Annotated in this window: 19 protein-coding genes; 10 read left to right on the top strand and 9 right to left on the bottom strand. The window is 65.2% G+C overall.

The window, feature by feature from the left end; translation table 11 throughout:
- The 6 genes from ACO1P8_RS10785 to ACO1P8_RS10760 form a co-directional block, all read left to right on the top strand.
- A partial coding sequence (locus ACO1P8_RS10785) for an amino acid ABC transporter permease (protein ID WP_486295887.1) occupies positions 1 to 564 on the top strand: 564 nt, incomplete at its 5' end.
- 5 nt (positions 565 to 569) lie between these two features.
- Positions 570 to 1,274 carry an amino acid ABC transporter permease gene (locus tag ACO1P8_RS10780; protein WP_486295886.1) on the top strand — a complete coding sequence of 235 codons (705 nt, stop codon included), beginning with the start codon at positions 570 to 572 and terminating at the stop codon, positions 1,272 to 1,274.
- 19 nt (positions 1,275 to 1,293) lie between these two features.
- On the top strand, positions 1,294 to 2,091 hold the full coding sequence (locus ACO1P8_RS10775; protein WP_486295885.1) for an amino acid ABC transporter ATP-binding protein: 798 nt from the start codon (positions 1,294 to 1,296) through the stop codon (positions 2,089 to 2,091).
- A 42-nt stretch (positions 2,092 to 2,133) separates the two neighbouring features.
- Positions 2,134 to 3,837 (top strand): rhodanese-like domain-containing protein, encoded by a 1,704-nt coding sequence (locus ACO1P8_RS10770; RefSeq protein WP_486295884.1) that lies wholly within the window; start codon positions 2,134 to 2,136, stop codon positions 3,835 to 3,837.
- 27 nt (positions 3,838 to 3,864) lie between these two features.
- A complete protein-coding gene (locus tag ACO1P8_RS10765; protein WP_094842205.1) occupies positions 3,865 to 4,473 on the top strand; it encodes a cysteine dioxygenase family protein in 609 nt (202 codons plus the stop codon).
- Positions 4,474 to 4,506: 33 nt separating this feature from the next.
- Positions 4,507 to 5,115 carry a glutathione S-transferase family protein gene (locus ACO1P8_RS10760; protein ID WP_486295883.1) on the top strand — a complete coding sequence of 203 codons (609 nt, stop codon included), beginning with the start codon at positions 4,507 to 4,509 and terminating at the stop codon, positions 5,113 to 5,115.
- Between the two features lie 63 nt (positions 5,116 to 5,178).
- Here the strand turns inward: ACO1P8_RS10760 and ACO1P8_RS10755 are convergent, their stop codons facing one another.
- From ACO1P8_RS10755 to ACO1P8_RS10740, 4 genes are read right to left on the bottom strand one after another with little or no spacing between them, the layout of a single operon-like run.
- Positions 5,179 to 6,108: a TauD/TfdA dioxygenase family protein gene (locus ACO1P8_RS10755; protein WP_486295882.1), complete on the bottom strand. Its 930-nt coding sequence runs from the start codon at positions 6,106 to 6,108 to the stop codon at positions 5,179 to 5,181.
- Between the two features lie 19 nt (positions 6,109 to 6,127).
- A complete protein-coding gene (locus ACO1P8_RS10750) occupies positions 6,128 to 6,976 on the bottom strand; it encodes an SDR family NAD(P)-dependent oxidoreductase (RefSeq protein ID WP_486295881.1) in 849 nt (282 codons plus the stop codon).
- Between the two features lie 28 nt (positions 6,977 to 7,004).
- Entirely contained in the window at positions 7,005 to 7,796 is a 792-nt protein-coding gene (locus ACO1P8_RS10745; RefSeq protein WP_486295880.1) for a phosphosulfolactate synthase, read from the bottom strand.
- A 7-nt stretch (positions 7,797 to 7,803) separates the two neighbouring features.
- The gene (locus ACO1P8_RS10740; protein ID WP_486295879.1) at positions 7,804 to 8,796 is read right to left on the bottom strand and encodes a Bug family tripartite tricarboxylate transporter substrate binding protein; all 993 of its coding nucleotides are present in this window, start codon (positions 8,794 to 8,796) and stop codon (positions 7,804 to 7,806) included.
- Positions 8,797 to 8,915: 119 nt separating this feature from the next.
- Between ACO1P8_RS10740 and ACO1P8_RS10735 the strand changes: the two genes are divergently transcribed.
- A complete protein-coding gene (locus tag ACO1P8_RS10735) occupies positions 8,916 to 9,854 on the top strand; it encodes a LysR family transcriptional regulator (protein ID WP_486295878.1) in 939 nt (312 codons plus the stop codon).
- A gap of 74 nt (positions 9,855 to 9,928) precedes the next feature.
- Here ACO1P8_RS10735 and ACO1P8_RS10730 read toward each other — a convergent pair whose 3' ends face one another.
- From ACO1P8_RS10730 to ACO1P8_RS10720, 3 genes are read right to left on the bottom strand one after another with little or no spacing between them, the layout of a single operon-like run.
- The gene (locus ACO1P8_RS10730; RefSeq protein WP_486295877.1) at positions 9,929 to 10,633 is read right to left on the bottom strand and encodes a dienelactone hydrolase family protein; all 705 of its coding nucleotides are present in this window, start codon (positions 10,631 to 10,633) and stop codon (positions 9,929 to 9,931) included.
- A 25-nt stretch (positions 10,634 to 10,658) separates the two neighbouring features.
- Entirely contained in the window at positions 10,659 to 12,356 is a 1,698-nt protein-coding gene (locus ACO1P8_RS10725) for a rhodanese-like domain-containing protein (RefSeq protein ID WP_486295876.1), read from the bottom strand.
- A 20-nt stretch (positions 12,357 to 12,376) separates the two neighbouring features.
- The gene (locus tag ACO1P8_RS10720) at positions 12,377 to 13,354 is read right to left on the bottom strand and encodes a Bug family tripartite tricarboxylate transporter substrate binding protein (RefSeq protein ID WP_486295875.1); all 978 of its coding nucleotides are present in this window, start codon (positions 13,352 to 13,354) and stop codon (positions 12,377 to 12,379) included.
- A 133-nt stretch (positions 13,355 to 13,487) separates the two neighbouring features.
- Here ACO1P8_RS10720 and ACO1P8_RS10715 point away from each other — a divergent pair, with 133 nt between their 5' ends.
- Entirely contained in the window at positions 13,488 to 14,435 is a 948-nt protein-coding gene (locus ACO1P8_RS10715; protein WP_486295874.1) for a LysR substrate-binding domain-containing protein, read from the top strand.
- Positions 14,436 to 14,468: 33 nt separating this feature from the next.
- On the opposite strand, the gene ACO1P8_RS10710 is transcribed toward ACO1P8_RS10715, so the two are convergent.
- Entirely contained in the window at positions 14,469 to 15,827 is a 1,359-nt protein-coding gene (locus tag ACO1P8_RS10710; RefSeq protein WP_486295873.1) for an MmgE/PrpD family protein, read from the bottom strand.
- Positions 15,824 to 16,831, bottom strand: coding sequence for a Bug family tripartite tricarboxylate transporter substrate binding protein (locus ACO1P8_RS10705; protein WP_486295872.1), 1,008 nt, complete (start codon positions 16,829 to 16,831; stop codon positions 15,824 to 15,826). Before ACO1P8_RS10705 ends, ACO1P8_RS10710 begins: the two co-directional genes overlap by 4 nt.
- A gap of 274 nt (positions 16,832 to 17,105) precedes the next feature.
- Between ACO1P8_RS10705 and ACO1P8_RS10700 the strand changes: the two genes are divergently transcribed.
- The gene (locus ACO1P8_RS10700) at positions 17,106 to 18,920 is read left to right on the top strand and encodes a S9 family peptidase (RefSeq protein WP_486295871.1); all 1,815 of its coding nucleotides are present in this window, start codon (positions 17,106 to 17,108) and stop codon (positions 18,918 to 18,920) included.
- Between the two features lie 31 nt (positions 18,921 to 18,951).
- Entirely contained in the window at positions 18,952 to 20,379 is a 1,428-nt protein-coding gene (locus tag ACO1P8_RS10695) for a M20 family metallopeptidase (RefSeq protein ID WP_486295870.1), read from the top strand.
- Positions 20,380 to 20,418: the final 39 nt, after the last annotated feature.

Raw genomic sequence — 20,418 nt, 5'->3', positions numbered from 1 at the left:
CTGGGCATGATCCCGCTGCGTCCGCTGCGCCTCGTACTGCGGATATTCATCGAATATCACCGCAATGTGCCGACCGTGGTCCAGATCATGGTCTGGTACTTCGGCATGCCTGATATCCTGCCGGAAGGGCTGCGGCTTTGGATCAACCAGGGCAACGGCGAGTTTTCCTTTGCGCTCATCGCGCTGTCGCTCAACGCCAGCGCGTATATGACCGAGGACATACGGTCGGGCTTCCGCGCCATTCCCGCCGCGCAGCAGGAAGCCGCGCGTTCGATCGGCCTGAGCGCGTTCCGTGCGTTGCGCTACGTGACATTGCCGCAGGCGCTGCGCATCGGCGTGCCGCCGCTGGTGAATCGCTCGCTGATCCTGTTCAAGGACACCAGCCTGGCGATGGCAATCGGCGTAACGGAACTCACGAATCAAACCCGCGCCATCGAAAACCTGACGTTCCGGGCCTTCGAGGTCTTCGCGGTCGCGACGGCCTTCTATCTGATGGTCTCGCTGCTGTTGATGACATTCGGCGCCTGGTTCGGACGTCGATATCCGCCCACGTTCGGAAGGTGAGCGAAATGCTGGAAATTATTCACAAGTACGGAATGCTGCTGCTGATCGGCTCATGGCCGCATGGCCACCTGGGGGGCATCGCGGGCACCCTGATCCTGGCGGGATTGGGCCTGACGCTGTCCTTTCCGGTGGCATTGCTGTTGGGCCTGGCGCGCACGAGTTCGTGGCGATGGCTACGCTGGCCCGCCAATGCCTGGGTCTATGGCTTGCGCGGAATACCGCTCGTCATGATCATCTTCTGGGCCTACTACCTGTTGCCGCTGCTGATCGGCGATGCGATTTCGCCTTTCGCGACGGCATGCAGCGCGATCGTCGTCTACGAGGCCGCCTTTATGGCGGAGATCGTTCGCGCGGGTATCCAGGGCCTGCCTACGGGCCAGACCGAGGCGGCGCGCGCGGTAGGGCTGACGTACGCACAGTCCATGATCCACGTGATACTGCCGCAGGCGCTGGTCAATATGCTGCCGTCCATCGTTAACCAGTTCATCTCCACGATCAAGGCCACGTCGATTGTCTATGTGATCGGTGTACAGGAGGCGACGTTCGCGGCGCAAGAGATCAACAGCGTCGAGATGACGCATGCGCTCTACACCTATGTGCTGCTCGCCTGCATCTACTTCACCCTCTGCTACGGCCTGTCCTTCGCGACCGCCGCGGTCGAGCGGCATTTCCGCCGGCGGCAATCCGTGCGCGCCCCGGCGTTGGCATGAGACAAACAAGGGGATGACAATGATCGAATTCAAAAACGTCGGGAAATGGTACGGGTCCTACCACGCGCTCGACGACGTGTGCGGGACGGTAGCCGACGGCGAAGTGGTGGTGATCTGCGGTCCGTCGGGATCGGGAAAGTCCACCCTGATCCGCACCGTGAATGCCCTGGAGCCCATCCAGCGCGGCTCGGTATGGGTGGGCGGCAAGGACGTGCATGCCAAGGGAAGCGACCTGAACATGCTGCGCGCCGGCGTCGGATTCGTCTTCCAGCAGTTCAACCTTTTTCCGCACCTGTCGGTGCTGGAAAATATCGTGCTTTCGCCGATCAAGGTCGGGGGCATGACACGGCACGCGGCGGAGCAATTGGCCCGGGGGCTGCTGGAAAAGGTAGGGTTGGCCGGCAAGGTGAACGCGATGCCCGCCAGCCTCTCCGGCGGACAGCAACAGCGCGTGGCGATTGCGCGCGCGCTCGCCCAGCGGCCCCCGGTCATCCTTTTCGACGAGCCCACCAGCGCGCTGGATCCGGAAATGGTGGGGGAAGTCCTGGCCGTGATGCAGCAACTGGCGTCGGAGGGAATGACCATGGCCATCGTTACGCACGAGATGGGTTTCGCCCGGGAAGTGGCCGACCGGATCTGGTTCATGGATGCGGGCAGGATCCTGGAGGACGCACATCCCCATGCATTCTTCGCCAATCCCACGCATCCGCGCGCCAGGCGCTTCCTGTCCGATATCCTGCGGCCCGGCGCGCAGAACGATGGCGTCGAGAGCGTGCCGGCGCAGCCGGCCCTGGCCATGCGCGGCGCGTTGGCCTGATATCCCGATTTTCCCCGGCTTCCATCCAGACGTCATGCACCCATGAAAACTTTTCCGAAACTGGACGCTGCCGCGCTGAAAGCGGCGCTGGCGCGCGTCTCCGACACAAGGTCCCGGCATCGCGCGGAGATCGCCCTGCTGGACATAAGCGAAGAGGGCCAGTTCTGCCTGGGCCATTTGCTGCGCGCCGTGAATGTTCCATATAGCCGCCTCGAGCTGCTCATCACGCCGCTGGTCCCGCGCAAGAACTGTCCGATTGTTCTGATGGGCTCGGACAACGGGATCGTCCAGCGCGCGGCTGAACGGCTGTCCGCCCTGGGCTATGCGGACATCAGCCTGTTCCCGGGCGGCGTCGCCGCCTGGGCCGCGGCCGGCGGCGAGGTATTCGTCGGGGTCTATGTGCCGAGCAAGGCATTCGGGGAGTGGGTGGAAGCCCATTTCGACACGCCGCATATCGATGCCGATGCGCTTGCCGGCCTGCAGCAGGCGGGTAAGGACCTGATCGTGCTGGATCCCCGGACGGAAGCCGAGCATGCGGCGGGCCACGTGCCCGGGGCCGTCAGTTGTCCCGGCGCGGAGCTGGTCTATCGATTCGGCGACCTGGTTCCCTCGGCGCAAACGCTGGTCGTGGTGGCTTGCGGCGGGCGCACGCGCGGGATAGTCGGTGCCCAGTCGCTGATCAACGCCGGCGTGCCCAACCGGGTTGTCCACCTTGCCGACGGGAATCACGGCTGGCGCTTGTCCGGCCGCGAACTGGAGCGGGGATTCGCCGGACGTACGGTGGTAACCGCCGCCGGCGTGGCGGCGGCGCGGCCTCGCGCGGAGGCGGTGGCGCGGCGCTTCGGCGTTCCAACGGCCAGCGATGACGATTTGAAGGGATGGCTCGCCGATCCGGCAAGGACCACCTTCGTATTCGACGTCCGCACCCCGGCCGAATACACCGGCGGACATCATCCCATGGCCCGCAATGCGCCGGGCGGGCAATTGGTGCAGGCCAGCGACCAATGGCTGGGGACCCTGGGCGCTCGCGTGGTGCTGACGGATACCGATGGCATTCGCGCGACGACGACGGCACACTGGCTTTTGCAAATGGGATGGGATACCTATGTGCTCGAGGCCGCGTCCCCACGGGACCTGCCTCCCGGGGCGGTCGACGCGGGCGAGCCATGTGTCGGCAGCGTCGGCAGCGTTGGCGCGGACGAAGCGGCCCGGGTGCAGCGCGAGCTGCGGGGCTCGTTCCAGGCCGTCCCGGAGATCGATCCCGCGGCCGCCCAGGTCGCGCTGAATGCGGGCGCCGTCGCGGTGTCGCTGGATCGCAGCGTGGATTACCTGGCGGCTCATCCTATCGGCGCGATGTGGGCCAACCGCGCCCGGCTCGATCGGCTGGACGACGCGATCGCCCAGGGACGCGGCCTGGTGTTATTTTCGGATGACGGGCGGGTTGCCCAACTCGCCGCCTTCGACCTGCTGCGCAGGCCGGGGGGCAGCGAGGCGGACATCCGGGTCGTGCGAGGCGGTCAGCGCGCCTGGGTCGCCGCGGGACTGCCGGTGGTGGGCGCGGATGACGATGCCCTCCCGGCCGAGGATCGCATCGATTTCATGCAATGGGCGCCAGGCCGCCGGGCCGGCAACAAGGATGCAATGAAAACCTATTTGAACTGGGAAAAGAATCTGCTGCGGCAAGTCGCCGCTGATGGCTTTCGATTCGGTCTTGACAGCCAGGCCGCACCTACCGCGACGCGCTAGCGTCGCCAACTTCCAAGGACGTTAACAATGACGATTAAATCCGAACGCCAGGCCCTCGTACAGGAGACGATGGGGGACCTTGAACGCATTCTCGGCAATGGGCAACCGGACCGCGCAACGCTGGAGCGCATCAGCGCGCGCCTGCAGTCGCTGGCGGAGCGCACGGATCTCTTTCCCACGGAGGAGTTCCCGGAGCCCACCAAGGAATCGGGCGCGACGTCCTCGCGCTACCTGCTGGCACAGCAACCCGACAGCAATATGACGCTATACATCAACGTCATTATTCCGGGGAAGTCGACCAAGCCGCACGACCACGGCACCTGGGCGGTGATCGTCGCGGTCAGCGGCGAGGAACTCAATCGCATCTATCGACGCGTGGACGACGGCAGCGATCCGGAACATGCGCGGTTGGAGCAGGTCCGCGAATATGTGGTCAAGCCCGGGTCGCCCATCAACTTCCTGCCCAAGGATATCCATAGCATCCACGTGGACGGCAACCAGACGGTCCGTCACTTCCACCTATACGGCCAGCCGCTGGAAACGCTGACGGACAGGCTGGGCTATGACCTGGATACCGGCAAAGTGTCCAACTACAACAAGAACTACATGCGGCCCACCGTGGGTCGCGACGCCTGATGCCGGACGGCGCAACACGGAAGGAGTGCTGACATGATGGATGTCTGGGGAAGGGCTTCGTCCTCGAACTCGGCCAAGGTGTTCTGGACGCTCGACGAGCTCGGTATCGCCTATACGCTACGGCAGGCGGGCGGAGAGTTCGGCGGCCTGGATACATCGGACTACCTGGAGATGAATCCGAACGCCCGCGTGCCCACGCTGGTCGATGGCAACTTGGTGCTGTGGGAGTCGAACGCGGTAGTGCGCTATCTCGCGGCGCAATACGGTTCCGCAAGCCTTTGGCCGGTGGCCGCACGTGAACGCGCGGTCTCGGATAAATGGATGGACTGGGCGTCGATCAACTTCGCCCCGGCGATGTTCGCGCTGCGCCGCGGGCTGAAAGGGGAGCCGGCCGCTGCCGACGTGAACGCGCTGCGTGCACGCGTCGACGGCCTGACGCGGATGCTGGACCATGTCCTCAGCGGGAGTCCCTATGCCGGTGGCGAGCGGCTCGGTATCGGGGATGTGGCGTTGGGGCCGCATGTCCATCGCTGGACCCTGCTGAATACGCCGCCGGATCACCTTCCCGCGCTACGCAGCTATTACCTGCGGCTGTGCACCCATCGCGCCTACAAGCGGCATGTCGTCGATGCATTGACATGACATGGCGGCCATGCCTCCCGTCGCCCTTGCGGGCGGCAGGAGGCATGGAAGGCGCGGACCTGCCTAGCCGGCGATGACCGCCTCGCCGCGGATGACCGTTCGATAAAGCACGCGTGCCTGTTTCGGGTCGACTTCCGATCTGAAGTGCATGGTGCAGCGGTTGTCCCACAATACGAGATCGCCGATCTTCCAGACATGCTTCCACGCGTATTTTTCTTGCGTCGCATGCGCCCAGAGACGATCGAGCAGCCGTTCGCTTTCTTGGTTGCTCATGCCGATGATGTAGCTCGAAGGCCAATCGCGGCGGCGGCCAAGATAAAGGGCAGGGCGCCCGGTCACGGGATGCTTGCGCACCAGCGGGTGTATCGGGCCCGGCACTTCTTCCGGCGTGGTGGGCAGTTTCACGGTGGGCCGCAGGATGCCCGCGCTGTTGCGGCTGGCATCGTGCAGTTGCTGCCTGCCTTCGATGGCCTGTTTCAGGTCGTCCGGCAATTCCTCGTAGGCAAGGTATTGATTGTTGAAGCTCGTATCGCCGCCGCCATTGACGGGCAGCGTAATGGCGTACAGCATGCTGCCGGCCGGCGGTACCTCGGCGTAGGAGTTGTCGGTATGCCAGACCACTTCGTAGCTGCCCAGCGTGCCGTTATCCTTGACCGGTTCGCCGTTCTCGTCCAGGTTGGAGATCAGCGATACCCGGGGATCGATCGCGATGCGCTTGCCGCCGACGGTAAAGCCGCCCGCGACCTGGAATTTGCGCGCGGCCGGCTCCTTGGTTTCGCCGAAGATCGCCGCGGCATCCAGGAACGTGGTTTCCGGCAGCGCCTGGTCCCGCCACAAAAGCACGAGATGGTCCGCCCACGCTTGACGCAGCAAGGCCTTGGTGGCTTCGGGTACGGGTTGCGAGAGGTCGACGCCGCGAATTTCCGCGCCCAGCGCGGCGCCGGTGGGCACGACCTGGACATGTTCAGGCGCGTTGACTTGAGGGTTGGCCATGGCTGGCTCCTGTTTCGGTTTAGATGGCCCGGGATCCGCCGCCATCGACGGCCAGGCATTGGCCGGTGACGTAGGCCGATGCCGGCGACCCGAGGAAATAAATGGTTTGGGCGACTTCTTCTACCGTCCCCAGCCGCTTGAGCGGAATGTTCGCGGTACGAGGCGCCAGGAATTCCTGAAGACTTTTGTCGGGCGCCCACTTCTGCTGTCCCGCTTCCATCTGGCTGGTCAATATGCCGCCCACGCTGATCACATTGACCCGGATTCCGTCTCCGGCCAGCTCCAGGGAAAGGCTCTTGCTGAGATTGATGACGGCCGCCCAGGCAACGCCGGATGTGACGACGCGTGGCGGCGGCTGCCGTCCTTTGATCGAAGCCATGTTGACGATGCTCCCGCCGCCTGCCTGCCGCAGCAGCGGCAGGAATGCCCGGGTGACGCGCACCATGCCGAGCAGCTTCTGTTCGAGGGCGGAACGCCACTCATCGTCGCTGATGAGCGAGAAACGGCCCGGCGGCAGATCCTGTCCGACCGAGTCCACCGCATTGACGGGCCAGCGGATGCCGTCGGCCTCACGTTGCGACGATTCGCCGGCGTTGTTGACCAGCACGTCCGCCTGGCGGAATCGCGCGTTCACCTCGGCGGCGAAGGATCGTACCGAGGCGTCATCGCGGATGTCAGCGGTCCTGGCCAGTACGGGCGTGCCGTAAGCCGATTCCAGATCCGCGGCGGCGAGCGCGAGCGGGCCGGCCTGGCGCGCGCATAGCGCCAGGGACGCGCCTTGCGCCGCGAACAGGCGCGCCGCGGCCAGTCCGATGCCTCGGCTTGCCCCTGTAATGACGACTGTCTTGCCGGTCAGAACGCCAGTCATGGTGTGTCTCCTTGCCGCGTCCGCCGCGCTATTGCCTGCCGTACTGCGTGACGTAGGAAAATCCCGCCTTGCGATGCACGCCACGGCGGATCGCGTCGACCGGAACGACGTCGGCGGGCGACACACTGGCGAAGTTGATGTCCATGCCGTAGCGCTCGACCAGCCATGCGGCCTTCTCCTGGGCGTTTTGCAAACCCAGTTCGAACAGCAGGAACTCGTTCTTTCCCAGGCTCGCGATCTTGTCCAGGGCGGCGGGATCCGCCTCGAAGATTTCCTGGATCTCCGCGCTTTCCAGGTAGACCTTGGACACGCCCAGTTCGACGTCGCGCAGAATCTGTTCACAGATCTCGTCGGCATTGAAAGGGATGTCGACGTTCTTGCGTCCCATCTCCGTCATGACGGGAAGCCCCATGTCCAGCGCGCGGCGGATCAGGTCTTCGCGGTAGCCCGTTTCCAGCGGCGGCATCGTGTCTTCGCTCATCTCCACACCGGCGAAACCCAGGTCGCGCACCGCCTGCAGAAATTCGTTGACCTTGCCCTGGATCACGGCGACCTGGAAAGGGATGCCGCCGGGTATGACCGGGATTCCATGGTCGTTGTAGAGGGCGATCTTGCGTCGTATCCAGGCTTCGGAATGGCGGTCGATAAGGCCGGAGTGGTCGGTCAGTTTGGCGTAGTCGATCAGCGATCCGGCCACTTCGATCAGGTCTTCGGTCTGCCGCAGCGGGATGCAGGTTTCCGACATGACGATCATGCTGCGCGTCCGCGGCTTGGGGGGCAGGCGAGGGACTTCCAGCATGTGATAGGCAGTTTGCGGCATGGTTTCCTTACTCCAACGTGATGTGGTTCTCTTTGAAAACTTTGGTCCATTTGGCGCTTTCGGCATCTCTGCGAGCGGCGAATTCGCCAGGCGTGTCGCCGACCGGATCGGCCCCGATGTTCGCCAATTCCTTGCGTACGGCCGGATCTTTCAGTGCCTTGACGACGGCGTCGTGCATTTTGTCAATGACGGACCGTGGCGTACCGGCAGGAACCGATAGACCGAACCAGACCGATATATCGAAGCCGGGTACGCCGGCTTCGGCGATGGTGGGGATATCGGGCATGTAGGGCGAACGGCTTTTCGTGCTTACGCCCAGGGCCTGGATCTGGTGATTGCGTATGTAGGGAGAGGCCGCGGGCGTGTTCAGGAACATCGCCGCGACGCGGCCCGTCATCAGGTCCGTCACGGCCGGGGGGCCGCCCTTATACGGAACATGCACCAGCTCCAGGCCCGTCAGTGACCGAAAATAGAGCATGGCCAGATGCAGCGATCCACCCACACCGGAGGACGCGTAGTTGTATTCGCGCGGGTGCGCCTTCATCAGCGTCATGAAGGCCTGCAGGTTCTTGACCTTCAGCGTCGGGCTGACGACGAGCATCTCCGACGTTTCCGCGATGATGGATACCGGCTCGAATGCCCGGTCCGGATCGTAGGCCAGGTTCTTGAATAGCGCCTTGTCGATGGTGTACGTGGTGTTCAGCGTAAACAGCTGCGTGTATCCGTCGGGCCTGGCATCCGCGACCAGCTTGGCGCCGACACGGCCGCCGGCGCCGGCCCGGTTATCGATGATGATTTGCTGGCCCAGGATCTCGCTCATCTTTCGCGCGACCACCCGCGCCACCCCATCGATGCTGCCGGCCGCGGGGAAGGGCACTACCCACCGTATCGTCTGCGCCGGAAAGTCGTCGGCACCTCCCATTACGCCGCGCGCACAACCCAGCAGGGGCAGCAGGACCAGGCCCGCGGCCGCGGCGAATTGCCGTCTTGAAATCTTCATGGTTTTTGTCTCCGCTCGTTGATCTTTGGTCGAACTATAGAGATTCGCGGAGATACTGAATAGAATATCAATAGGCTATCGAGTGATATGTAAAATCCATCATCTGGACGGGACCCGGCATGCCGAAGAAATCCGCGGAAAGGCTGGAGCGCCGCCACATCGAAACGCTGGTGATGGTCGCCAGGCTGGGGTCCATCCACGCCGCCGCGCGCGCGCTCGCGCTACCCCAGCCGCAGGTGACGAATCTGTTGCGCGATGCCGAACTCATCGTCGGCCATCGCCTGTTCGAGCGCAGCCATAAGGGCTGCACGGTGCTGCCAGAGGCACGCGACTGGATCGGCAGCGCGATCTACGCGGAGAAAGCCCTGGGTACGCTGGACACCCTGAATACCTCGCGCCGGATGCGCTTAAGGCTGGGCTGCATACCGCGCGTCACGCATGTGTTCGTGCCGGCACTCTTGAGCGAGCTGGATGGCATGGGCGACCAATTCCAGCTGGAGATCCTGGAAGGCACTTCCAATCAGTTCCAGTCCTTGTTGACGGAAGGCGAACTGGATTGCTTCATCGGCCGGCGCCCGGCCGCCATGGACGAAGCCGGGAACCGCTTCGCGATGGAGACCTTGTACGAAGAGGCCGTGGTCCTGGTGGCGGGCAGGCATCATCCGCTGGCGAAGAAAGCCCGCGTGGAGCTGCGCGACCTGGCGGGATACTCGTGGATCCTGCCACGCTCGCATAGCAGTTCGCGCAAAACCCTGAACGATATATTCGCGCGCGAAGGCATCGCGGCACCGACGGCGATGATCGCGTCGCTGTCGTTCCTATCGCATCTTCACCTGGTCGCGAAAAGCGATTGCCTATCCATCGCGCCCGATCGCGCCGCGCGGGAGTCCGAGGATGCCGGTTCGATCAGTATCCTGCGCACGCCATCGAATTTCGGCGAGTACGCCATCGTGATGGCGCACCACCACACCATCCTGGATCATCCGGGCTTCAGGGAGTTCGTCGCGGCGGCCAGGCGTGCCGCCGAACGTATCCGGACACGGCGCAATCGCAGGTAGGCGAGGGGGCGCGGGTTGGTCGATTGGCCCGTGGCGGGCGCGCCGGCATGGTCCGTCGCGGCCCGCGGGGGCCCTTAGGCCAGGGCCCGGCCCAGCAGATCCAGGGTGTGGCGGTTCGCTTGCGAGGCGGACTCGGGCTCGTAGGGCGGCTGGCCGCTACGGGCGAAGCCATGGCCGGCCTTCGGATAGACCAGTACGTCGAGATCCTGCGCCTGCCGCTTGCGTTGCCGGATCTCGTCGGCGTAGCGTGCGGGAACGCGCTGGTCCAGCGCCCCGAAATGAAAGGCGCTGGGACAGGCGATCGCCGCGGTTTCGTCGAAATACTCGTCCAGGTCGATGCTGTAGTAGCCGATGGATGCGTCGGGGGCAGCCCGGGCGGCCGTCAGGAATGCGATCTTCCCTCCCAGGCAATATCCGACCAGCCCGGCGCGGCCGTTGCTGGCGGGATGGCGGCGGATGTGTTCCATGCATGCGACCGTGTCCTGGATGGCGGCATCGAAATCCATCCCGGCGTACAGGGCCCGGCATACCTGCTGCGAGGCAGGGGTGTATTCGAGGTAAGTGCCCGGTGCCTGCCTCCAGTACAGATCGGGCGCCAGCACCAGGAAGCCCGCGTCGGCGAACTGCTGCGCGGTGGCGCGCGCCCACCCGTTCACGTTATAGGCTTCCGCCAGAAAGATGACGGCGCCGTGCGCGCCCGTCCCGGCGTTGCGCGGTTCAACCAGCCAGGCCTGGAATGTTCTGCCATCCTGGGCGGTAATGTCGATAAAGCCAGCCATGTATGTTCCTCCTTGCCGCGGCTGATTATTGCCTGGATCCGGGTGCCGAAAACGCGTATCCGTCGCGCTTCAGCTGGTCGAGCAAGCCCTTTTCCCACTCCAGATAGCGCCGCATGGCGTCCTTGTTACCCTGGCGCCGGTCGTGCATCCAGTAAAGCGTGTCGATCCGGTCTTCCTGCGCCAATGCGTCTTCGTCGGCGCCGGCGACCGCGTACCCCGCATCCTTCCACGCCTGCATGCCGCCACGCACAATGCGCACCTGCCGTTCGGGATCCGGCGCGGATTCCCGCAGGTCGATGGCGGCGAGCTCCGCCGCGCTGCCGTCGTGCGAGAACAGCACGAGCGAGCGTTTCCCTTGCAGCAATGCCCGCACCGGGCCCAGGTTCGCCCGGTTGGCCCAGATCGACCCTTCCGGATGCGCCTGCAGGTAGTCCGCGCTGCGGTCGAAACTGACCGCGACCGCCCCGGCACGCATGGCCAGCGCGGCATCCTGGGGGCTGATGAACACCAGATGCCGCGCCTCCCGCATGGCCCCGGCCTGCGACTGCACCGTCACGCGGGCCGCTTCGTCGGCGCTTTTGCTGCCGGCGTTGCGCAGCGCCTGCGCCGCCGTATCCGGCTGGGGCGCCTGTCCGGCGCTGCCTTCGTAAACGAAGGTGTAGGCATCCCAGTTCATGCAGCGCAGCCAATGGCAGATGACCGCGGCGCGGGTTCCGTCCGTGTCGATCAGGACCACCCGGGCGCCCAGCGTGCCCAGCCATCGATCGGTGGCCTGCAGGAGTTGTCCACCCGGCGCATGGCGCGCGCCGGTGTAATGGCCTTCGGCGTATTCCTCCGCCGTGCGTACGTCCAACAGCAGGGTGGTCCGGGAGGCATCGGCGACCCATGCCTGGATGGTGGGCTGGTCCAGTTGCGTGATCCGGTGGTCGTCGCGGATGCGCTTCGCGCGCTGGCTCGCGCGCCGTTTCGTTTCGTCCGTGACAAGCTCGTAGCCCTCGTGCAACCCCGCTTCCAGGGCCAAGCCCGCCAGCTTCCAGCCGTGATTGCCGTCGGCCAATGCCACGACCCGGTTCGGCACGCCGGCATTGATCAGCGACTGCGCCCCGACGATGCCGCGGGTTCTACCGCCGCAGGCGACCACGACCAGGGTTTCCGGTGACGAAACAATATCGTCGAATCGATACACCAGTTCCGCGCTGGGGCAACTGACCGCTCGCGGAACATGGTTGGCCGCATGCTCGTTGACGGTGCGCGGATCCAGAATGCGCACGTCCGCCTGCTTCTCCAGCAGGGCGGCCAGTTCTTCGGGACGGATGCGCGGCGTATGGAAGTGCTGTTCGACCCATTCCCCGAAGGCCTTGCTGGCGACGTAGACCCCCTGGAACAGCTGGTGGCCGGCCTCTTCCCAGGCGGCGACACCGCCCTCGATCACAGCGACGTCGGTGTACCCGATCGCCTGCAGGCGGCGCGCCGCGCGCGCGGCAATCCCGCCGCCATGGTCCACCAGGATCACGCGGCAGTTTTTCCGCGGCACCAGCGTGGGCGCCTGGAGTTCGAGCACACTGTAGGGGATATTCACCGCCAGGAGCATGTGCCCCATCCCGAACTGGCCTTCCTCGCTGACGTCGATCAGGGCCAATTCGGCCCCATCGCTCAGCATGGCCGACAGATCGGACGGCGATACGGATCGCAGGGTTTCTTGCTCGGAAAGAGACGAGGGCATGCTCGGATAATCCTTGTGTGTCATGGATCGATCTTGATGTGGGCAGTTTGGATGACGTTCGCCCACATGGTCTGTTGGTCGTGCAGATAATGTTCGAACTCTGCCGGCGTTCCACCGGCGGGTTCTACGCCGATCTCGGACAGCGCCTCCTTGACCTCGGGTTCCCGCAGAGCCTCGTTGACGGCCGTGTTCAGGATCCGGACGATCGGATCGGGCGTTCCCTTCGGCGCCATCAGCCCATACCAGGAGGGCGCATCGAAGTTGTCCAGGCCCGCTTCCTTGAACGTCGGGACATCGGGCAGCGCCTGCAGCCGATGCGCGCCCGACACCGCGAGCGCCCGCAGCTTTCCGGCCTTGATCATGGGCACGACGGAGGAAGCGGTGTTGAAGATCATCTGCACCTGGCCGCCGATCAGGTCGGTCACCATCTGCGCGCTGCCCCGATACGGAATATGTGCCATGTCCAGTCCGGTCCGCAGTTTGAATAGCTCGCCGGCCAGGTGTACGGAGGTACCCACCCCACCGGAGGCGAAGTTGATCTTTCCCGGGCGCTGTCGAACATAGTCCATCAGCGAAGCGAGATCGGTGGGCGGAAACTGCGGCGACGTCACCAGGATCACGGGGGTATCGCCGATGTGCGCGACGGGGACCAGATCGCGCAGCGGCGCATAGGGCAGGCCTGGCATCAGCGAGGGATTGATCGACAGGGTGACCTGGCCCAGCAACAGTTTCTGGCCGTTCGGTTCGGCGCGAATGACGTATTCGTTGGCCGGATTGGTGGAACCGCCCGGCTTGTTTTCGACGATGAAGGTGTGTTTGAAGTGCTCGCCCAGTTTGGCGCTGATCAGGCGCGCCACACTGTCGCTGCCGCCGCCTGCGCTGAAGGGGACGACGACGGTGACCGGTCCCGCGGGGTAGGTGCCCGCGATTGCGTTGCCGGCGCCGGCGGATGCCACCATCAGCGTGGCCGCGAGGAGGTTGTGAATGATACGTCGCACGATGGTTGTCTCTCTCCGTTCCAGGGCTTCGGCCCCTGTGTGGCTATGCGGCGCATCCTAGCATCGGCACCGGATTGTTAATAATAGGAATTTATGAAATAAAATCAGGAAAACTTATAGAACAGGTCGCGCGATGAACATCCAGCAGCTCAGGTATATCTGCGAGGTATCCCGGCACGCGTTGAAGGTGTCGAAGGCGGCGGAGGTACTGCATACCTCGCAGCCCAATATCAGTACGCAAATCAAGCTGCTTGAGGACGAGCTGGGCATGACGATCTTCCAGCGGCAACGCCGCCGCCTGGTGGGCATCACCCCGGATGGGCAGAAGGTCATCGAACGCGCGCAGCGCATCCTGTCCGAGGTCAACGAGATCAAGGCGATCGGCGGGGAACAGCAACTCGAAAACAGTGGCACGCTGGTGATCGCTGCCAGCCACACGCAGGCACGATTCCGCCTGCCGGCGGTGCTTCAGCGATTCCGCGAGGGCTATCCCGACGTGCACATCAGTATCCGGCCCGAAAGCGGCAAGGCTATCCAGGACGCGCTGGTGGCGGGATCCGCCGACATCGGGATACTGAGTCAATGCAAGGATGGGGATACCGAGCTGGTCTACATTCCCTTCCAGACATACCAGCGCATCCTGCTCGTGAACCAGGGGCATCCGCTTCTGCGCAAAAAGAAGGTCAGCCTGCAGGACATCATCCAGCATCCGATCGTGCTGTATGAACCCTCGCAAACGGCCGAGACCCTGATGCGCACGCTCAGCCAGGTGCCTCCGCCCGGTCCCGCCTTGCTGAAGGCAACCAACGCGGATGTCGTGAAGGCTTATGTGGAACATGGACTGGGCGTGGCCGTGGTGCCGGATCTGGTATTCGACCCCGCGCGCGACCTTACCTTGAAGGCCATTTCCGTAAGCCATCTGTTTCCGGCGAGTACGACCTATGTGGCCGTCAGCCGCAAGCACCATCTCAGGCGGTATGCCTATTCGTTCATCGAGACGCTGGCGCCCCAGGTGACGCGCACCGTGGTGGAGCGCGCGCTTACCGCGCGACGGACCAGGCGCTACGCGCCCGGCCCGTAAGGCCGCGAAGGCTGCGAGGGCCGCGCGATGTGCCTATTCGCCCGGCCGCAGCAGGCTCATGCCATAGGGCAGGCCGCCTGGCTGCCCGAAATTCGACAGGGTATGAAACAGGGCGCGAGCCCGATCGGCCGGCAGCCGATCGTGGACAAGGTCGAAGAACTTCCGTTCCAAATGCTCCCACCGCATCGGGTTTTCGATGCTGCCGAATGCGTGGGGAATCGAATGAACGGCCTGGTGCCCGTCTTCGTCGTCGATTTCCAGCCGCGCGGAGGTGCGCGTCTGCGTCGCATCGGCGATAAGCTCGACCTTGCCGGCCAGGGATTGCAAGGCCGGGTCGGATATCCTTTCGTCGCTAAAATCATGCATGGAGCCGGGATATCCGCTCAGGCCCAGGGCAATGCAGAAGCGCAGGCTGAATTTCCCCTCGGCCGATGTCCGCGCCGTTTCACGTCCCGCGATTTTCAATGCCAGCGGATGTATGCGGGCGCGGATGCTGCGCAGGCGCTGCGGGGCGCACTGGCGCGATAGCGCCCGCGCGGCATCGATGGCCGCGTGGGTCAATTGGCAGGAAGCATAGGGCTTGAAGCTGTTCCTGGAAACTTCCCAGGGCGGTTCGGACAGGCCCTGGACCGCATGATCGAGCGTCAGCCCGTGGTCCTGCAGCAGTGTCTGGACCAGGCCGTCCGGTCCGTCCAGGATGCCGAGGGGACCCCGCACGGATGCGTGGGCCAGATCGGCGGCCAGCATCGCATCGGATGCGGCCCGGCCGGCATTCAGCGGCTTGGCCATGGTGCCAAACGAGCGGGTAAATCCCGTGGCCTGGGATGCCGCGAGCGCGATCGCATGGGCTGCCATGACGGGATCGAACTGCCGCGCATGCGAGATGGCGGCCGCGGCGGCAACGCGTCCGAGCACGGGCGTGGCATGCCAGCCCTGGCGTGTCAACCGTTCGCCCAGGCCCTGGCTGCCCAGCCGCGCCCCTACCTGGAAGCCTACTGCGAAGGCCGACAGCAGGCGATCTTCGGCGATGCCCTGCGTTTCTCCCACGGCGAGCAGCGCCGCCCACAGGGGGCCGCTGCCGTGCAGGATGGAAGGCACATGGGTGTCGTCGAAATCAAGGATGTGCGAGAACACGCCATTGCCCAGCGCCGCATCCGCCGCACTGGCCTGGCCGCCTGTCAATAGCGTCGCCGCGCCGCGCCGGTTGTCCTGTCTTTGTTCCAATGCCTTCGCCACGGCGGCGGCCTGCGCGTCGCCGGCGGCACCGATACCGACGGCGAACCAGTCCACCAGGCATAGACGAGCCTGGTCGACAGCGGAAGCGGGGACGTCCGCCACGGCCGTTCCGGCCGCGAATTCGGCGAACTGCCCGATAAGCGTGGTTGCGTTCATTGGCCGACCGAAATGCCCGCGGTTTTGATGATGGGTTCCCAGAACTCGCGGTGGGCGCGAATGCTCCTGGCGAACTGGTCCGGTGTCGAGTAGAGCGGGTCAGCCCCATTTTGCCGCAGGAACGATACGAATCCAGGATCCGTCACGATCTTCTTGATTTCGGCGTTCAGGCGTTGCGTGATCTCCGCAGGCAGGCCAGCCGGTGCGAGCACGCCGGCCCACACCGTGATGTCGCCCTGTTTGACGCCGAGATCCAGGAGGGTGGGTACGTCCGGCAGGACGGCCGACCGCGTCGCGCCGGTCGTCGCCAGGGCTTTCAGCTTGCCGGCCCGGATCAGGGGAAGCGCCGATGGCAGCGTGGCGAACATGGCGTCGACGTGCCCGCCCGCGACGTCAGCCATGGCGGGACCGCCGCCCTTGTAGTGCACGTTGATGATATCGAGGCCTTCGGACTTGCGGAAAACCTCGGCGGTAAGGTGATTGGTGCTGCCAGCGCCCGACGACGCGAATGCCACCTTGCCCGGCTTGGCGCGCGCGCGCTTGACCAACTGGGCGAAGTCTTCCTGACCGGACTGCGGGGTGACCAGTACCGCCGGAAAGTCGACCACCTGCGAAATGGGGGTGAACGACTTGTAGGTATCGTAGGTCAGGTTGTGGTACAGCACGGGACACACCGCGATTTCGTTCGCGGTCGCGAACAGCAGTGTGTAGCCGTCGGGCGCGGCGCTGGCCACGTGGCCGGTGCCGATGGTGCCCGACGCGCCACCTCGGTTCTCGACGATGACCGGCTGCTTGAGCGCCGCACCCAGTTTCGTCGCGAGCGGGCGCGCGACGAGGTCTGCCAGTCCTCCGGGAGGGAAGGGGACGACGAGGGTGATCGGCTTGGTCGGATAGGACAGCGCCGCGCCTTGAGGCGAGTCGGCGGTTCCGGCGGCTGTCGCGGCGAAGGCCGCCGCGCAGAACGCCGGGGCAATTGCGCAGGCCAGTTTGGCGGATTGCTTCATTATGTCTCCACTGTGATGTGTTTTTCTTGTGTATCGGCAGAGTGGAAACATATCAGCTCGCTTGCTGGGAGAATAATATTTGTTTATTAAGAATTATAAGAATTACATATAATTATCCAAGCCGGACGCGAATGGGGGCGTCCCGCCGCCCGTGGCTATTCCGCCCACGCATAGGCCGATGAGATATCCGAATTGGACGCGTACCGGGCGCGCTTCCATACTCGATGACTGGATCCCGCCTCCCGCGCCCAGCCCTTCATCGGACCCGCACGCCATGCAAGACACCGCTGCCGCCGCGGCCGCCTCGTCGATCGCGCCCTATATGGACATCGAGGCGGTCATCCGCCCGACGCCCCGCGCCGACGGCAAGCACATCGCCTACCTGAGCGACGCCAGCGGCACGCACCAGATATGGACCCGCCCGCTGGAGGGCGGGGTGGCCCGGCGGTTGACCGACATGGACGAGCCGGTGGGCACGCTGGCGTACAGCCCCCGTTCGCATGACCTGCTGTTCACCACCGATTGCGGCGGCGACGAGCGGCACCGGTTCTGGCTGCTGCGCGACGGCGATCGGACGCCCGTCGCGCTGACCGACGATCCCGCCACGGTGCATGCCTGGGGCTGCTGGTCGCCCGATGGCACGCATATCGCCTATAGCGCGAATGCGCGGTCGAAGGCGGATATGGACGTCTACGTCATGGATGTGGCCACGCGTGCGGCCACCCGTGTGCTGGCGGCTTCGGGCTATCGGGATGTGCTGGCCTATTTCCCCGACGGCGAATCGCTGCTGGTCAGGGACTGGTCGGGCGGTCCGCACGACCAGGTCCTGCAGCGCGTGACGATCGGGACGGGCAGCGTGGAGAACCTGCTGCCGCATACGGGGCGCGCGGAATACCGCGCCGCGCGCATGCGCCGCGACGGCAGCGGTTTCCACGTACTGTGCGACCAGGACAGCGACCACTTCCGCATCGGCTTCGTCCCGGCCGACGGCGGCGCGGTCCAATGGCTGGTCGAGGAAAGCGGCAAATCCATCGAGGCCATGGCCATCGCGGGCGATGGCCATTTGGGCTACGTGGTGAACGACCACGGCTGGCATCGTCTCTGCCTGCGCGATGCGGCCGGCGGGCAGGACCGCTGCATCGAAGGGCTGCCGCCCGGGATCGCCGGCTCGCTCGCCTGGATCCCCGGCACGGACACCCTGGTTTTCCCCTATGAGGGCGCGCGCACGCCGCCGTCGATCTGGACCGCGCGGGCGGCCGACGCCCAGGCCGCGCCGCTGGTGGTATCGGATGCGGGCGCGCTGTCGCCCGCGGATTTCATCGAGCCCGAGGTAGCCCTTGCGACCAGCTTCGACGGCCTGGGCGTGCCCTGTTTCGTCTACCGGCCCGCGACGCCGCCGCCGCCTTCGGGCTATCCGGTAATCGTCATCGTGCACGGCGGGCCGGCCATGACCTGGTCGTCCAACTTCCGCGGCGACGTCCAGTACCTGGCCAGCCGCGGCATCATGGTGGTCGCGCCGAATGTGCGCGGCTCCACCGGCTACGGCCGGCGGTACCACGAACTGGACGACAAATACCGCCGCATGGATAGCGTGCGGGACCTGCACGCGGTGCGCCAGTGGCTGGACGGCCGCGCCGACGTGGATCGCGGCAGGGTCGGCCTGTTCGGCCGCTCATACGGCGGATTCATGGTACTGGCCGGGCTGACCGCTTATCCCGGTGCCTGGAAGCTGGGCGTCGATTTCTACGGCATCGCCAATTTCCATACCTTGCTGCAAACCACCGGCCCGTGGCGCCGCGACCTGCGCGCGGCCGAATACGGCGACCCGCGCGCCGACGCGGAACTGCTCGCCGAGATCTCGCCGATACACCGCATGGACCGCCTGCAGGCGCCGCTGCTGATCGTGCACGGCATGGACGACCCGCGCGTCACGCCGGGGGAAAGCGAAATGCTTTATTCGGTCCTGCGCGGCCTGGGCAAGCCTGTGCAATACCTGCGCATTCCGCACGAAGGCCACGGCTTCGGGCGCCGATCGAACCGCCAGGCGGTCTTCGCCGCTTTCGAAGCCTTCCTGGACCGACACCTGTAGCTCCCCATTTCCCGATGCAAAGGACATCCCGATGACATCCCTGGACCCGCTCTTACCCTTTTTCGACGAGCACACCGGCGCGTTCGCGGCCTTGAGCGACAGCGTCTGGGAGACGCCGGAGATCGCCTACACCGAATTCCGCAGCGTCGCCGCCCACACCGAGACGCTGCGCCGGTACGGCTTCCGCGTCACCGAGGATATGGGAGGCATCCCGACCGCCGTGATGGGCGAGGCGGGCGAGGGCGGCCCGGTCATTGCCATCCTGGGCGAATACGATGCGCTGCCCGGCCTGAGCCAGGTGGCCGGCGCGACGGAACACAAGGAAGTGCACGCCAATGGACACGGGCACGGCTGCGGGCACAACCTGCTGGGCTCGGCCTCGCTGATGGCCGCCGCCGCCGTCAAGGCATGGCTGGCCGAGACCGGCAAGCCCGGCCGCGTGCGCTACTACGGCTGTCCGGCCGAGGAGGGCGGCGCCGCCAAGGCCTTCATGGTGCGGGCAGGCTGCTTCAAGGACGTGGACATCGCCATCAGTTGGCATCCGGCCGCGATGACACGCGTGGACGAGGCCCAGTCGCTGGCGAACACGCGCATGGACTTCCACTTCACGGGCCGCGCGTCGCACGCGGCGGCCGCGCCGCATCTGGGACGCAGCGCGCTGGACGCGGTGGAGCTGATGAACGTCGGCGTGAACTACATGCGCGAGCACATGCCCTCGGATGCCCGCATCCATTACGCGATGCTCGACAGCGGCGGGATCGCGCCCAATGTGGTGCAGGCCAGCGCCAAGGTGCGCTATGCCATACGCGCGCGCGACCTGCCCGGCATGCTGGCGCTGAACGAACGCGTCAAGAAGGTGGCGCAGGGCGCGGCGCTGATGACGGAAACCCACGTCGAATACAGCATCATGAGCGCGCTGTCGAACATGCTGCCCAACAAGCCGCTGGAAGCGGCGATGTACCAGGTCATGCAGCGGCTGGGGCCGGTGCCTTTCGATGCGCAGGACATGGCATTCGCCGCCAGCATCCAGGCCACGCTCAGCGAAGAGGACATCAGCGCCGCGTACCGGCGCGCGGGGGTGGAGCCGCGCGCCACGCCGCTGTGCGACTTCATCGTGCCCATCGAGGCCAAGGGCGAGCTGATGATCGGCTCGACCGATGTCGGCGACGTCAGCTGGGTCGTGCCGACGATCCAGGCGCGCGTGGCGACGCAGGCCATCGGCACGCCGGGCCATTCCTGGCAGGTGGTGGCGCAGGGAAAATCGCCTGCCGCGCACAAGGGCATGGTGCACGCGGCCCGCATCATGGCCGGCACGGCGCTCGAAGTACTGAACGACGAAACGCTGATGGCCAGGGCCAAGAAGGACCATCAGGAGCGGACGCAGCGCATGCCGTATGTGTGCCCGATTCCGGATTCGGTCAACCCGCCGATACAACCGCGGCCGTCCAAGGCCGCATGAGCCGTCAACCATAGGCCATCGGCCATCGCACCGTGCCGC

This window comes from Bordetella sp. (genome assembly GCF_057362025.1).
Note: the sequence above shows the minus strand (reverse complement) of the source record. Positions and strands in the feature narration are given on the sequence as shown.

Excerpts from the sequence above, each read along its gene's own strand:
- ACO1P8_RS10715 (WP_486295874.1), top strand. The coding sequence starts at position 13,488 with ATGAACATCCAGCAGCTCAGGTATATCTGCGAGGTATCCCGGCACGCG.
- ACO1P8_RS10765 (WP_094842205.1), top strand. The coding sequence starts at position 3,865 with ATGACGATTAAATCCGAACGCCAGGCCCTCGTACAGGAGACGATGGGG.
- ACO1P8_RS10710 (WP_486295873.1), bottom strand. The coding sequence starts at position 15,827 with ATGAACGCAACCACGCTTATCGGGCAGTTCGCCGAATTCGCGGCCGGA.
- ACO1P8_RS10745 (WP_486295880.1), bottom strand. The coding sequence starts at position 7,796 with ATGCCGCAAACTGCCTATCACATGCTGGAAGTCCCTCGCCTGCCCCCC.
- ACO1P8_RS10750 (WP_486295881.1), bottom strand. The coding sequence starts at position 6,976 with ATGACTGGCGTTCTGACCGGCAAGACAGTCGTCATTACAGGGGCAAGC.
- ACO1P8_RS10735 (WP_486295878.1), top strand. The coding sequence starts at position 8,916 with ATGCCGAAGAAATCCGCGGAAAGGCTGGAGCGCCGCCACATCGAAACG.
- ACO1P8_RS10760 (WP_486295883.1), top strand. The coding sequence starts at position 4,507 with ATGATGGATGTCTGGGGAAGGGCTTCGTCCTCGAACTCGGCCAAGGTG.
- ACO1P8_RS10705 (WP_486295872.1), bottom strand. The coding sequence starts at position 16,831 with ATGAAGCAATCCGCCAAACTGGCCTGCGCAATTGCCCCGGCGTTCTGC.
- ACO1P8_RS10755 (WP_486295882.1), bottom strand. The coding sequence starts at position 6,108 with ATGGCCAACCCTCAAGTCAACGCGCCTGAACATGTCCAGGTCGTGCCC.
- ACO1P8_RS10775 (WP_486295885.1), top strand. The coding sequence starts at position 1,294 with ATGATCGAATTCAAAAACGTCGGGAAATGGTACGGGTCCTACCACGCG.
- ACO1P8_RS10730 (WP_486295877.1), bottom strand. The coding sequence starts at position 10,633 with ATGGCTGGCTTTATCGACATTACCGCCCAGGATGGCAGAACATTCCAG.
- ACO1P8_RS10700 (WP_486295871.1), top strand. The coding sequence starts at position 17,106 with ATGCAAGACACCGCTGCCGCCGCGGCCGCCTCGTCGATCGCGCCCTAT.
- ACO1P8_RS10695 (WP_486295870.1), top strand. The coding sequence starts at position 18,952 with ATGACATCCCTGGACCCGCTCTTACCCTTTTTCGACGAGCACACCGGC.
- ACO1P8_RS10725 (WP_486295876.1), bottom strand. The coding sequence starts at position 12,356 with ATGCCCTCGTCTCTTTCCGAGCAAGAAACCCTGCGATCCGTATCGCCG.
- ACO1P8_RS10780 (WP_486295886.1), top strand. The coding sequence starts at position 570 with ATGCTGGAAATTATTCACAAGTACGGAATGCTGCTGCTGATCGGCTCA.
- ACO1P8_RS10770 (WP_486295884.1), top strand. The coding sequence starts at position 2,134 with ATGAAAACTTTTCCGAAACTGGACGCTGCCGCGCTGAAAGCGGCGCTG.
- ACO1P8_RS10740 (WP_486295879.1), bottom strand. The coding sequence starts at position 8,796 with ATGAAGATTTCAAGACGGCAATTCGCCGCGGCCGCGGGCCTGGTCCTG.